General features: G+C 73.0%; 15 protein-coding genes and 1 tRNA gene. 12 read left to right on the plus strand and 4 right to left on the minus strand.

The genetic code is table 11. From position 1 onward, the window contains the following. The first annotated feature begins 74 nt into the window (after positions 1 to 74). Complete coding sequence (locus BLW85_RS32445; protein WP_070029634.1) at positions 75 to 626, plus strand: hypothetical protein; 552 nt, start codon at positions 75 to 77, stop codon at positions 624 to 626. A gap of 84 nt (positions 627 to 710) precedes the next feature. Further along, a tRNA-Pro gene (locus BLW85_RS32450) sits at positions 711 to 784 on the plus strand. A 134-nt stretch (positions 785 to 918) separates the two neighbouring features. Here the strand turns inward: BLW85_RS32450 and BLW85_RS32455 are convergent. Together BLW85_RS32455 and BLW85_RS32465 are read right to left on the minus strand one after the other, a co-directional pair. Then, positions 919 to 1419 carry a hypothetical protein gene (locus BLW85_RS32455; protein WP_244174951.1) on the minus strand — a complete coding sequence of 167 codons (501 nt, stop codon included), beginning with the start codon at positions 1417 to 1419 and terminating at the stop codon, positions 919 to 921. 573 nt (positions 1420 to 1992) lie between these two features. After that, positions 1993 to 2754 (minus strand): SDR family oxidoreductase, encoded by a 762-nt coding sequence (locus BLW85_RS32465; RefSeq protein ID WP_074994618.1) that lies wholly within the window; start codon positions 2752 to 2754, stop codon positions 1993 to 1995. A gap of 150 nt (positions 2755 to 2904) precedes the next feature. On the opposite strand from BLW85_RS32465, the gene BLW85_RS32470 reads away from it, so the two are divergent. The 7 genes from BLW85_RS32470 to BLW85_RS32500 all read left to right on the plus strand — a co-directional run bounded on the left by BLW85_RS32470 (position 2905) and on the right by BLW85_RS32500 (position 9188). Then, on the plus strand, positions 2905 to 3783 hold the full coding sequence (locus tag BLW85_RS32470; protein ID WP_074994621.1) for a helix-turn-helix transcriptional regulator: 879 nt from the start codon (positions 2905 to 2907) through the stop codon (positions 3781 to 3783). Positions 3784 to 3881: 98 nt separating this feature from the next. Beyond that, complete coding sequence (locus BLW85_RS32475) at positions 3882 to 4244, plus strand: STAS domain-containing protein (RefSeq protein ID WP_177329977.1); 363 nt, start codon at positions 3882 to 3884, stop codon at positions 4242 to 4244. A gap of 50 nt (positions 4245 to 4294) precedes the next feature. Beyond that, positions 4295 to 5233, plus strand: a complete 939-nt coding sequence (locus tag BLW85_RS32480) for an RNA polymerase sigma factor SigF (RefSeq protein WP_079172669.1) — start codon at positions 4295 to 4297, stop codon at positions 5231 to 5233. Between the two features lie 115 nt (positions 5234 to 5348). Further along, positions 5349 to 5828, plus strand: coding sequence for an ATP-binding protein (locus BLW85_RS32485; RefSeq protein ID WP_070029640.1), 480 nt, complete (start codon positions 5349 to 5351; stop codon positions 5826 to 5828). Between the two features lie 215 nt (positions 5829 to 6043). After that, on the plus strand, positions 6044 to 7714 hold the full coding sequence (locus BLW85_RS32490) for a PP2C family protein-serine/threonine phosphatase (protein ID WP_425275375.1): 1671 nt from the start codon (positions 6044 to 6046) through the stop codon (positions 7712 to 7714). Then, a complete protein-coding gene (locus BLW85_RS32495) occupies positions 7711 to 8796 on the plus strand; it encodes a cobalamin B12-binding domain-containing protein (protein ID WP_074994630.1) in 1086 nt (361 codons plus the stop codon). Before BLW85_RS32490 ends, BLW85_RS32495 begins: the two co-directional genes overlap by 4 nt. Continuing rightward, complete coding sequence (locus tag BLW85_RS32500) at positions 8793 to 9188, plus strand: STAS domain-containing protein (protein ID WP_074994632.1); 396 nt, start codon at positions 8793 to 8795, stop codon at positions 9186 to 9188. The genes BLW85_RS32495 and BLW85_RS32500 overlap by 4 nt, the downstream gene beginning before the upstream one ends. A gap of 268 nt (positions 9189 to 9456) precedes the next feature. Here BLW85_RS32500 and BLW85_RS32505 read toward each other — a convergent pair whose 3' ends face one another. After that, on the minus strand, positions 9457 to 9945 hold the full coding sequence (locus tag BLW85_RS32505; protein ID WP_239697711.1) for a MarR family winged helix-turn-helix transcriptional regulator: 489 nt from the start codon (positions 9943 to 9945) through the stop codon (positions 9457 to 9459). Positions 9946 to 10097: 152 nt separating this feature from the next. Between BLW85_RS32505 and BLW85_RS32510 the strand changes: the two genes are divergently transcribed. Beyond that, the gene (locus BLW85_RS32510; protein WP_070029644.1) at positions 10098 to 11270 is read left to right on the plus strand and encodes a PP2C family protein-serine/threonine phosphatase; all 1173 of its coding nucleotides are present in this window, start codon (positions 10098 to 10100) and stop codon (positions 11268 to 11270) included. Between the two features lie 4 nt (positions 11271 to 11274). On the opposite strand, the gene BLW85_RS32515 is transcribed toward BLW85_RS32510, so the two are convergent. Further along, positions 11275 to 11688 (minus strand): STAS domain-containing protein, encoded by a 414-nt coding sequence (locus BLW85_RS32515; RefSeq protein ID WP_079172475.1) that lies wholly within the window; start codon positions 11686 to 11688, stop codon positions 11275 to 11277. Positions 11689 to 11818: 130 nt separating this feature from the next. On the opposite strand from BLW85_RS32515, the gene BLW85_RS32520 reads away from it, so the two are divergent. Both BLW85_RS32520 and BLW85_RS32525 read left to right on the plus strand, forming a co-directional pair. Beyond that, positions 11819 to 12184, plus strand: coding sequence for a helix-turn-helix transcriptional regulator (locus BLW85_RS32520; RefSeq protein WP_070029646.1), 366 nt, complete (start codon positions 11819 to 11821; stop codon positions 12182 to 12184). 69 nt (positions 12185 to 12253) lie between these two features. Next, on the plus strand, positions 12254 to 12751 hold the full coding sequence (locus BLW85_RS32525; protein ID WP_074994638.1) for an MSMEG_6728 family protein: 498 nt from the start codon (positions 12254 to 12256) through the stop codon (positions 12749 to 12751). The last annotated feature ends 2 nt before the right edge of the window (positions 12752 to 12753 follow it).

Here is a 12753-nt window from a genome sequence, read left to right on the forward strand (position 1 = left end):
GGACCTGGTCGCAGGACACTTCGTCGGGCCGCGCCGACTGGCGGTGCCGTGCGGCGGGGGCGACCGTGGAAGACATGGCGGACTCGACCGCGGCGGCCCGCGAGCCGGACGGACCCCATGAGCACGCGGCGGGCGGGCGGCCGCCCGGCGGGCACAGCACCCGCGAGGCCGTCCTCTTCGGCGGGGTCTACGGCGCCGTCCTCGCCAGCTCGATGGTCGCCGCCCTCAGCCGCTACGGCGGCACCACACCCGCCAGCCGCCGCTACGACGCCCTCTGGCTGCTGGTGACCGCGCTCGCCTCCGCCATGGCCCACGGCTACGCCCACTACATCGCCGAGCGCGCCCCGCACCGCCGCGGGGACGGCCTGCGCGCCGTGCGCGGGGAGTGGCCGCTGGTCACGGCGGTACTGCCGACCGTCTTCCTGCTCGCCGGCTCGGGCTGGGGGTGGTGGCCGGCGAAGGGCGTGGAGTACCCCGCGTTCGTCCTCAACATCCTGATCCTCTTCGGCCTCGGCTTGATCACCGCCCGCCAGGCCGCCCGCGCCTGGCCGTCCGCCGTCCTGATGGGCCTCGGCGACGCCCTCCTCGGCCTCGTCGTCGTGGTCGCCAACGCCCTCATCAAGTGATCCGGCCGCCGATGTCCGGGCAGCCGCGCGCATACGGTAGGGTTGACCTGCGTGATCACGCGGAACAGCCCGCGCGGAGCACGACGGGACGTGGCGCAGCTTGGTAGCGCACTTGACTGGGGGTCAAGGGGTCGCAGGTTCAAATCCTGTCGTCCCGACGGTAACGTCGCAGATCAGAGGGATCCTTCGGGGTCCCTCTGATCGTTTTCATGGGCGCGGTCTCCTCCCGCTGGCCGACCGGCAGGAAACAGCCAGGACGGCCAGTACGACGGAGAGCCAGGAAGCAGGTTGGCTACGACTGCTCTCTCAGTCGCGCCCAGGTCTGAGTGTCCAGGCTGTCATGGGGTCCCATGCGGGAGACTTCGGCGCCGTCACGCCCCAGGGCCACGATGACGGGACGGGCTCCACGACTGCTCTGGGGAGACGTCCACACAGCGACGAGACGGCGCTGCTCGGGGACCTCGATCCGGCGGGCACCGATGAGGACCTGCCCCACGTCCTGCCCGAGGCGTACTGTGACGCAACCGATCCATGGGGCCGCGGCGAGGGAGCGCGGAGGGTCGAGGCCGCGAGTGAGGCTGAGCGCGCCCCCGCCATTGCACACGTCGAGCACATCAACATCGACAGGATCGTTTCCGGAGCCGCTGCCGCCCCCGACGTACCGCCACTGCCTGCCGAACCATTCCAGGAGCGCGATGTGCTCACGCATTCGCGATGACTTCGGACGCCACAGGATCCAGATCGCCCCGACACCGGCAGAGTCGTCGACATCCACCGACACCACGGTCAGCACGCGCCGCGGCACCCACCATGGCCGCGGCCTCTCTCCCGCCAGCGCCCGCTTCAGCACGCCCCGCAGAAGAAACTCCCACCGGGGTCCCGCACACACGGTCTCTCCCCATGCCGGCATACGCCTGCGATACCCGGCGCGCGAGGGCGGCAAGCGCGCTGCTGCTGAGGCAACACCTCACTACCTCCGGTCAAAGATCTTTACGGGACATCATCGACCGTCCCGACGCTGCGCGGGTGCGTGTCGGCGTCGCAGACCTCTCCCGGGCGCGGCCCGTGGAGCGCGAAGCGGACGACGACCAAGAGGGCGGGCGCGGCCTGTGTCTCGGGGCGGCGCCGGCCGCCGACTGGGGCACGGATGAGCGGCGCTGGGGCAAGATCGTATGGGCGGACTCGGAGGCGCGCGGGTGACGGGAGACCCCCGGAGGGCGAAGCCCCGGCCGGTGAACTCCACCGAGCCGGGGCCTCGTCGTCTCACGGCCGTCTCACACAGGTCTCGCGAACTGCGAGGACGGACCCACTCCCTGACCTGTTCGGTCCTCTACAACCTGTCCCGACCCTGGGACCCGGGGAGGCGTCAGCCCTCGCGGCCCGGGAGCATGGTCAGGGCCCGGGAGCGCTGGGCCACGAGGTCGTCGTAGGTGCCGTCGCGCTCGGCCCAGCGGTGGCCCAGCACGCCCTTCACGAGGATCTCGCGGGGCGTGGGCTGCGCCGAGAGGAGTTCCATGACCTCGGTGGCGAAGCCGTCGAGCGGCAGTGCGTGCGGGTTCACCTTCTCCTGGCCCGCCGTGGCGACGGCCGGCGGGACCAGTTCGACGACGCCGACACCGGTGCCGTCGAGCTGCGCGCGCAGCGCCTCCGAGTAGGCGTGCACCGCGGCCTTCGAGGCGGCGTAGCTGGGCATGGGCGGGAACGGCAGGAAGGCGATGCCGGAGGTGACGGTGACGAAGGTGCCGGCGCCGCGCCCGACCAGATGCGGGGTGAAGGCGTCGACGACCCGGATGGTGCCGAGCAGGTTGGTGTCGATAGTCGCCCGCGCAGCCTCGAAGTGCGCGGGGTCGCGCAGGTCCTCCAGGAGCATGACGCCCGACATGGTGACCACCGTGTCCAGCTCCGGGAACCGGTCGAGCACGGCGTCGCGCAGGGCCGCGACGGAGGAATCGTCGGTGACGTCGACGCGGAACGTGCCGAAACCCTCCCCGGCGAGCTTTGCGAGGGCCTCCTGGTTGCGGCCGCCGACGGCCACGGTGCTGCCCGCCGCGGCGAACCGCCGGGCCAGCTCCCGCCCGATGCCCGAGGTTCCGCCGACGACCAGGACGGTGCGGTTGGAGAGATCCACGAGATCTTCCCTTCGATCTTATGAACAGTTCCCTCGCAGTCTCGGCCGCGCCCGCCGGGTGTGGCAGTGCCCCCGTCTTCCCTGGTCCCGGCCTTCCCTGGTCCTGCCAGGGCCCCCTCTCGCACCCGCGCACCGCATTACGGTGTCGGTATGAAGGACGTCGGTACGAAGGACGAGGAATCCGACAACCGGCTCGGCGCCTACCTGCGCGCCCGGCGTGAGCTGGTGACACCGGAGCAGGCGGGGCTGCCGCCCGGCGGCAACCGCCGGGTGCCCGGCCTGCGCCGGGAGGAGGTCGCGCTGCTCGCCGGGATCAGCCCCGACTACTACCTGCGCCTGGAACGGGGCCGGGACAAGAACCCCTCCGTCCAGGTCCTCGAAGCCCTCGCGCATGTCCTGCGGCTCGACGACGTCGAGCGCACGTATCTGCTCGGCCTCGCGGCGGCGCGCCCCCGGGCGCCGCGCCGCAAACGGCCCGAGCACGTGCCGGCGCGGGTGCACCAGCTGCTCGCCCACCTCCAGATCCCCGCGTTCGTCGAAGGCCGGGCGTTCGACGTCCTGGCCTCGAACCCGATGGCCGTCGCCCTCTCCCCGCGCCTGCGGCCCGGCGAGAACCGGCTGCGCTCCCTGCTCCTCGACCCCGAGGAGCGGGCCTTCCACCAGGACTGGGCGAGGGCCACCGCCGACTTCGTCGCGGCCCTGCGCACCACCATCGGCGACGACACCGACAACCCCCGGTTCGTCGAGCTGGTCGGCGAACTCGCGCTGTCCAGCCAGCGGTTCCGCTCCCTGTGGGCCCGCCACGACGTCCGCGGCCTCGACGGGGGCACGACCACGGTCCACCACCCCGTGGTCGGCGAACTGCGCCTGCACCGCGACAAACTCCCGGTCGACGACGTCATCCTCGTCGTCTACTACCCCGACAAGGACAGCGACAGCGACGAGAAACTGCGGCTGCTCGCCGCGCTGTCGCACAGCGAGGCCACCGGCCCGGCGCGGGACGGAACGGCGGACGTCACGCGCGGGTGACGGGCGCGCGGGGCGGGCACCGCCCGGCGCGAACGCGTCGAGGACCCGGCCGAGGGGTGGGGTCGCCTCGGCGTGTCGGGGGATGGCAGGATGTCGGGATGCGCTGGGAGTCAGAGACGTTCGTGCAGGTCCGACGGCATAGTCGGGTCTTCGAGGTCGTGGTGCGCGGTGAGATCGACTACGACGAGAGCGACCTGCTCGGCGCTGCCTGGGACGAGGCGGACGAGTACGACATGCCGGCCACGGTGGTGGACCTGACGGGGCTGACCTTCGGCGACAGCCAGCTGCTCCGTTCGCTGCTGGACGCGCGGCGGCGCCACCAGGCCAACGGCCGCGTCTTCGTCCTCCTCGGCCCCTTGCAGGAGAGTGTCACCAGGCTGCTCACCATCAGTGGCACCCTGGAGCACTTCACCCTCACGAACTCCCGCGCCGAGGCGGTGCGTACCACCGGCGGGTGGTGACGGGCGCCGCCCGTGCCGCGCCGGCCGGCGTGATCGTCGTCACGGCGTGCATGTGCGGCGCGGACCGGGGTAACCGGGCGCGAGCAAGGACAGCCGCCGCAACGGCGGCTCGGGTACGAAAGGGGAGCGGGTTGACTGCGATCGGCGCGGTGAAGACGGACGTCTGCGCGGCAGACGGGACGGTGGAGTTGACCGGAGTCACGGACCCCGCGGCTGTGGCCCCCAAGGACGCGCGCGAGCTGTCGAAGGTCTTCTTCGACCAACTGGCACGGCTGGAGGAGGGAACCCCGGAGTACCAGTACGCGCGCAACACGCTGATCGAGATGAACATGTCCCTGGTCCGCTACGCGGCCGGCCGGTTCCGCAGCCGCGGGCCGGAGGAGATGGAGGACATCGTCCAGGTCGGCATGATCGGGCTGATCAAGGCGATCGACCGGTTCGAGATCTCCCGGGAGGTGGAGTTCACCTCCTTCGCCGTGCCGTACATCGTGGGCGAGATCAAGCGGTTCTTCCGTGACACGTCCTGGGCGGTGCACGTGCCGCGGCGGTTGCAGGAGGCCCGGGTCCAACTGGCCCGCGCCACCGAGGAACTGCGCAGCCGGCTGGGCCGTACGCCCACCGTCAAGGAACTGTCCGAGCTGATGTGCCTGTCCGAGGACGAGGTGGTCGAGGCCCGGCTGGCCTCCAACGGCTACAACTCCGCCTCCCTGGACGCGGCCATCGGCGGCAGCGAGGACGGCGAGTCCGCGTTGCAGGACTTCATCGGGACCGAGGACGCGGCGCTCGAACTGGTCGAGGACTTCCACGCCCTCGCGCCGATGATCGCCGAACTGGAGGAGCGCGACCGGCTGCTGCTGCACCTGCGGTTCGTGGAGGAGCTGACCCAGGCCCAGATCGGCGAGCGGCTCGGGGTGTCCCAGATGCACGTTTCCCGGCTGCTGTCGCGCACGCTCAAGCGGCTCAAGGAGGGTCTGCTGGCCACCACGTGACACACGTCATGAAAATCGGGGGATGGAGTCCGGGATGCGGGGTATTGGCGGGCGAGTGAACGCAGTGCGAACGACGCCCATGGCGTCCTGGGCCCCTGCCGGCGCCGGGCGGAGCATGCCCGTGGAACCGCCCGCCGCGGCCGTGGAGTTCGACGGAGACGTCGGCTGCATCGCCGCGGCGCGGCACCACGCGGCCCGGTTCCTGGACCGCGCGCGGACGGAACACGGCATCGAGGTCTCCGACCGGGCCCTGGACCTCACCCAGCTCGTGGTCAGCGAAGTGGTCACCAACGCCTGCAAGTACGCCCCCGGCCCGTTCGGCCTGGACCTGCGGATCACCGGCGGCCTGATCGAGATCTCGGTGCGGGACTCCGATCCCGCGCTGCCGGCGGCCCGGGCCGCCGAACCGAGCCGGGTGGGGCAGCACGGCCTGGAGATCGTCCTGGCCGTCGCCGAGACCTTCGAGGCGCGCCGCGAGGGCACGGGCAAGAGGGTCACCGCCCGCGTCGCCCTCGCGGACACCGGCACCACCGGGCGCGCGGCCGGCCGGAGCCCCGGCGCGCGCCCGGCTACGAGCGCCCCCGGCGCACGGTGACACACCCGGCCCGCGGCACCCGCCGGGCCCGGAATCCGGCCCTACCCCTTGCCCCGGTATCTGACGGGCCCGCAGCCGGCCTGCCCCCGGCGCGAATTGCCCCCGGCCGGGCGAAGCGGGTTGCGTCCGGCAGCAGGATGCGCAACTGTTGCCGGAAGGCATCTATTTCCCAGGGCAGGAAGGTGGTGGGGCGCGCTTCGGGCGTGCCCCTGCTTGTGTGCGCATTTCGCGGCTCCCCTGCAAGCCCGCGCGACGTCGCCGCCCGTGTCGGTGCGGCGTGGGGCGAGGCCCCCTGCCCCGTGCTGGTCGTCGACCGGCACGGCGCCCTCGTGCGGCTCAACCGGGCCGCCCGCTCCCTCCTGCCACAGGCCGCCGACGGCGACCGGCTGGACGGCATCGCACCGGCCTGGCTGTCCGACGCCCATCGGCACGTGGTCGAAGGCACCCCGGGCGCCACGCCGGGCCCGCTGACCGGCGCCATCGACGAACGCGTCTTCGAGGCCCATCCCTCGCCGTCCACGGACGGGGGCGTGGTGTGGTGGCTGGTCGACGACACCGACCGCCGCCGGGCCGAACAGGCCCTGCACAGCGCCCATGAGCGGGCCGACGTCCTCGCGGAGGCGTCCAGTCGGCTCCTGTCCACGCTGCACGTGCCCCGCTGCATGGAGGAGGTCGCCGCCATGGCCGCCGAGCACCTGGCCGAGGCGGCCGTGCTCGTGGCGCCCCCGCACGGCCGGCGCCACACCCTGACGTACGCGCGCCGCGGCGGGCCGGTGAGCCAGGTGACCCGGAAGATCGATCCGTTCGGCGTGCACGGCCTCAGCGAGGCCCTCCAGGGCTTCCCGCCCGTGCCGGCGCGCTGGATCGATCCCCGCGACATCCCGGACTGGCTGCTCCCCGACGGGTTTACCGAGCCGCCCGGCTCCGTCATCATCGCCCCGCTGCCCGGCCACGGGGTGCCCGCCGGGGCGCTGGTCCTGCTGCGCGCCGGCACCGAGAGGTCCTTCTCCGACGGGGAGGAGGCGTTCGCCCGGCTGTTCGCCGCGCGGGCCGGGGCCGCCCTGTCCGCGGCCCGGCTCTACACCGAACAGGCCGCCATCACCGCCACGTTGATGCGCGAACTGCTCCCGCCCACCCTGGAGCGGGTGCACGGGGTGGAGTACGCGGCCGGATACCGCCCGGCCAAGGACCACGAACGGGTCGGCGGCGACTTCTACGACTTCCACCCCGGCGCCGACCCCGACCAGGAGACCGTCGTCGTCCTCGGCGACGTCGCGGGCAAGGGCCTGGACGCGGCCGTGCTGACCGGCAAGATCCGCAACACCCTGCACGCGCTGCTGCCGCTCGCCGCCGACCACCAGCGGGTCCTGGCCCTGCTCAACGGCGCCCTGCTGACCTCGCACCACGCCCGGTTCGCCACGCTGGTGCTCGCCTCGGTGAGCCGCCGGGACGGGCGCGTGCGGGCCCGGCTGACCAGCGCCGGGCACCTGCCGCCGCTGATCGTCCGGGAGAACGGCGAGGTGGAACAGGTCCCCACCCGCGGCACGCTGGTCGGCGCGCTGCCCGCGGTGAGCGCGCGCACGGTCGAGACGACGCTGGCGCCGGGGGAGACCTGCCTGCTGTACACCGACGGGATCACCGAGGCGCGCGGCGGCCCGCTCGGTGACGAGTTCTTCGGCGAGGCCCGGCTCAGGCGCGCGCTGGCCGAGTGCGCCGGCATGCCGGCCGAAGCGGTCGTGGAACGGGTGCAGATGCTCGCCGCGCAGTGGCTCGGCGGGGGCCGCCACGACGACATGGCCGTCCTCGCCATCAGCGCGCCCAGGAACGGTCCGCTGTCGGTGGCGGGCGGCGAGGGCCGGCCGTCGCAGAGCAGGAGGAGCAGGTGAGCAGGGTCGCCCAGGCTGCCCCGCATCGCGAGCGGCTGTGGGAAGCCGTCGTGGCCGGTGACGAGTACGCCGGCGTGGCCGCCGTCCAGGAGGCGCTGGCCGCCGGGATGGACGCGGAGACGGCGCTGCTGGACGTGATCGCCCCGGTGCAGGAGAAGGTCGGCGAGGAGTGGGCCGCCGACCGGATCAGTGTCGCGGTGGAGCACGCCGCCACGGCCGTCAACGAACGGGTGGTCGCCGCCGTGGCGCGCATGACGGCGGGCGACGCCGGCCGGGCGCCCCGCGGCCGGGTGACCGTCGGATGCGTGGACGGCGAGTGGCACGCCTTTCCGGCCCGGCTGGTGACCGAGGTGCTGCGGCTGCGCGGCTGGCAGGTGGACTACCTGGGCGCCCAGACGCCCACTCCGCACCTCATCGCCCATCTGCACCACACCGACCCGCGGGCCGTGCTGCTGTCCGGCTCGCTCCCGCCCCGGCTGCCGGCCGCCCACACGGCGATCACCGCCTGCCAGGCCGTCGGCGTCCCGGTCCTGGCCGGCGGCCGTGCCTTCGGCCGGGACGGCGGGTACGCCCGCTCGCTGGGGGCCGACGCATGGGCCCCGGACGCCCGCGGCGCGGCGGACGTGCTGGCGCGCGGCCTGCCGCGGCCGGCCCCGGCGGCGGCCCGGCAGGTGGTCGACGACCTGCCTCACCTGGCCGACCAGGAGTACACGCTGGTCGTCCACTCCCGCGGGCGGCTGGTGAAGCAGACCCTCGCCGACCTGGAGGACCGGTTCCACGTGGTGCGCTCCTACACCGACGTGCAGCGGGAACGGACGGCCGAGGACATCGCCCACATCGTCGACTTCCTGGCCTGCGCCCTCTACGTCGACGACGCCGAGGTGTTCGCCACGTTCCTCGCCTGGACCGCGGGCATACTGGAGGCGCGCGGTGTCCCGGCGCGTTCCCTGCGGGCGGGGCTGGACCTCCTCGCCGCCCAACTGCACGACTTCCCCCGGGCGTTGCGTCTCCTGGAGGAGGGGAACCGCGCCCTCGACGCCCGCCCCGGTGACCTCGCCGCCGGCCCCGCCACCCGCGCATGACCGGTTACTTTCCCGCCGAGTTCAGCGTGGAGATCACGGAGCATCCCGCCGGCTGCACCGTGCGCATCGCGGGTGAGCTGGACTACGACACGAGCGACGAACTGGTGGAGACCGTCGTCCGGCATCTGCGCGGCCGCAGGCACACCGGCGAGGTACGGCTGGACTTCGGCGGCCTGACCTGGATCGACTCCTCCGGCCTCTCCGCCCTGCTGATGATCCACCGGACCACCAGCGCGCTCGGCGCCGCCCTGCGCCTGGACAACCGGCCGGGCTTCCTCGACCACCGGCTGCGCCTCACCGACATCCTCGATCACCTCACCGGTCCCGTGCGTGCCGGGGGCCTGCCCGGCTCCGAGGGGGAAGGCGACCACACCCGGGCCGGGGTTTCCTGAAGGGACGCTTCGGACCTCCGCCGAGAGGTGCGCCACACCCGGCGCGGACAGCGTGCATTCCGGGGTAAGCGCAGTTGTGAGGAGGTCGTGAGATGCCCGCATATGACGGTCACATACGTGCAGTTGCCGTTTGACAACAATCTCCGGATGGCAACAAAGTAACCGTGTCGCATGTGCACGGGGAGGGAACTGGGATGCTCCGGTCCGCGCAGGCCGCTCCGTGCGCGAGCCGCCGTGCACGGCGGGCGATGACGCGCCGCGGTGCGGTTCAGGCGGACTTGCTGCCCGATCCGTGCGCCTGTTCGTCGTGTATCTGCGCCGCCGCCGTCGAGCAGAACGCCTCGAGCCCTTCGGCGAGGGCGGTCCGCTTCGCCGCGGGCATCAGTTCGAGCACCGCCCGCAGCTCCGCCTCCCGGCGTCCGCGCAGGTCGGCGAGGAAGGCGCGGCCCCGGCCGCTGAGCCCGAGGCGCACCTCGCGCCGGTCTTCCGGACTGTGCCGGCGTTCCACGAAGCCGACCGCCTGGAGCCGGTCGAACAGCCGGCTGGTCGCGGGCGGGGTCGAGGCGAGCGACTCGGCGAGCGTGCGCATGTTGACGCCGTCGTTGTGCTCCAGGATGTGCAGCAGGCGCAGCTGGGACGCCGAGGCGGGCGCGGTGGAGGCCCGGCCCCACAGGACTTCCAGCAACTCCGCGGCCGTGGAGGTCACGCGTGCGATCTCGGCGGGCTCCGGGCGGCGGTGGAAGGCAGTCACGGTCACACTCTCGCAGGCACTGGGGTGCCCGCCAGCGTACTAGCTATGGGTGCCGGAGGCGGATGGCCCGGGCGAACGGCGCGGTCCACGGGGTGTGGCACCCCGCGCCCGCCAGGTCCACACGTCCTGCGGCGACAGAGATTGGTTCATTCCTCATCGTGAAGAGATTCATCGCCGCCGAACGCGCCCTGCGGACGGCGGCCCCCCACCATTTGCTGGAAGCTCTCCGCCGCGTACTGAAGGAGCAGTACGCGGCGGAGGCCGTCGAGTTCTTGATGGCCGACTACGGCCTGAGCGTGCTCCAGCCGGTGTCCGTGCCGCCGCGGCCGTCCTGGCCGGTGTCGGTGTTCAACACACCGGCGGGCCGTGCCTTCGGCTCGCAGCGCTGCCACGCCGAGCACTGCCGGGACGGCCGGGTGCGGCTTCATCTGCCGGTCACCGTGCGGGGCGACCGGATCGGCGTGCTGTCCGTGACGCTGCCCGGCCCCGACCACGCCCGCCAGGACGAGGCGGAACTGTGCGAGGTCGCCGAGGTGCTGGGGCGTGAGGTCCTGGTGGCCGAGCGCGACACGGACGTGTTCGTGCAGGCGCGGCGCAAGGACCGGCTGACCCTCGCCGCCGAGATGCAGTGGCAGCTGCTGCCCGGCCGTGCGTTCTCGCTGCCCGAGTACGACCTGGCCGCCCAACTGGAGCCCGCCTACGCCATCTTCGGCGACAACTACGACTGGTCGGCCACCGCCGACCGGCTGATGCTGTACGTCACCAACGGCATGGGCGAGGGGATGGAGGCGTCCTTGCTGACCACCCTGGCCATCAACGCCCTGCGCAACGCGCGGCGGGCCGGTGTCTCCCTCGCCGACCAGGCCGCCCTCGCGGACCAGGCCGTCTACGGCCACTACCGCGGACGCTGCCATCTGTCCGTCCTGATGTTCGACTTCGACGTGGCCACCGGGCGGGTGAGCGTGGTGGACGCCGGCTCCCCCCATCTGCTGCGGCTGCGGCGCGGCGTGGTGGAGCGGATCACGTTCGACGCCCAGCTGCCCCTCGGCATGTTCGAGGAGACCGACTACGTGGCCCAGGAGTTCGAGGTCGAGCCGGGGGACCGGCTGGTCTTCGTCAGCGACGGGGTGCACGCGGTGGCCTCGCCCCTGGGGGAGCCCTACGGGGACGCCGCCCTGATCCGGGCGATCCAGTCCACCCGGCTGCTGCCCGCGGCGGAGGTGCCGCGCACCGTCCTGCGCGAGCTGACCGGCCACCGGGACGGGGCCGAGCCGGAGGACGACGCGCTCGTGGTCTGCCTGGACTGGCGGGGCCGGCCGGACACGCACTGACCGCTCAGTTCCGCACTTCCAGCGCGGGCGTGAAGAGCCGCTGGGCGCCGATGAGGGACAGCAGCCGGCCGACCGCGGGACCGGCGGCGCGGAGGACCACCGCCTTGTCCTGGAGGCCGGCCCGCCGGCGCAGGTCCATCAGGACGGCCAGGCCCGCGCAGTCGCAGAAGCCGAGCCGGTCCAGGTCCAGTTCGAGGCCGCGCTCGGCCGTGGCGAGCGCCGCGAGCAGGCCGTCGCGGAGCCGGGCGCCGGAGTCGAGGTCCAGCTCGCCCGCTATCTCCACCCGGGTCCAGGGGCCCTCCGTCGTGTACGAGGCAGTCGCCAGGCCGGGGGGCAGCGAGCCGCGCCCGTCCCCCCGGCCCTCCGGGCGGCGGCCCGGAGAGAGCTGGAGAGAGGCGTGACGGACGGGGTCTTGCATGGCTCACTCCCTCATCTGAGCGCCCGGGGTCGGTTCCAGCGTTCCCCGTGACACCAAAATACGTCAAGCGATGCATGAAATGTAGTACGTGTTTTTGTGTGCATGAACACCGCCTCGGTAAACTCAGGGCATGGATGGAGTGCCCGAACCCCACACCGGATGGACGTTTCTGACCAATCACGCCCGCGTCCTCGCGGCCATCGCGGACAATCAGAACGCCCGCATCCGCGACATCGCCGCGCACTGCCGGCTCACGGAACGAGCCGTGCAGAAGATCATCGTCGATCTGGAGGAGGAGGGTTACCTCTCCCACACCCGGGAAGGGCGGGGGAACACCTACCGGATCGACCCCGGCAAGATCCTGCGCCACCCGGCCGAGGCCGGACTCGGCCTCACGGTCGCCTCGCTGCTGTCGCTGCTCGTTCAGGACGAGGCGCACCGCTTCGAGCCGCCCGCACAGCCCGTTCCCCGGCACGCGGGCGCCGCACGGTCGTAGGGCCCGCCCGTCCGCGCCGGCGGACGGGCGGTGCGGGCCCGCGCCACCGCATCCCCAAAGGCGGTGCCCATGCAGACGTTCCTGCCCGACTCCGACTTCCGGCGCTCGGCGCAGCTCCTCGACCGGCGCCGGCTGGGCAAACAGCGGGTCGAGGCGTTGCAGGTCCTGCGCGGCCTGACCGTGCCCGGCTACGGCTGGCGCAGGCACCCGGCCGTGCGCATGTGGAGCGGCTACGAGGAGGCCCTGGTCCGCTACGGCCTGGAGGTCTGCCGGGTCTGGCGCGAGCGCGGGCACCAGGACGGCTGTGCGGCCTCCCTGGTCGCCGGGTACGAGGCCGCCCGGCCGGGCGGCCGCGTCCGTGGCCAGTCCGCGCTCGCCGCCGCCGGGGAGCTGCCACCGTGGCTGGGCGACGAGGCCTTCCACCGCAGCCACCAGTCCGCGCTCGTACGCAAGGACCGGGACGCGTACGCGTCCGAGTTCCCCGGCGTGCCCGACGACCTGCCGTACGTGTGGCCGGCCTCCGACCGGGAGGGCCGCGACGACGGCGGGGTCCGGCGGAGCCCCTGAGC

It is taken from the genome of Streptomyces misionensis (assembly GCF_900104815.1).
Lineage (GTDB): Bacteria > Actinomycetota > Actinomycetes > Streptomycetales > Streptomycetaceae > Streptomyces > Streptomyces misionensis.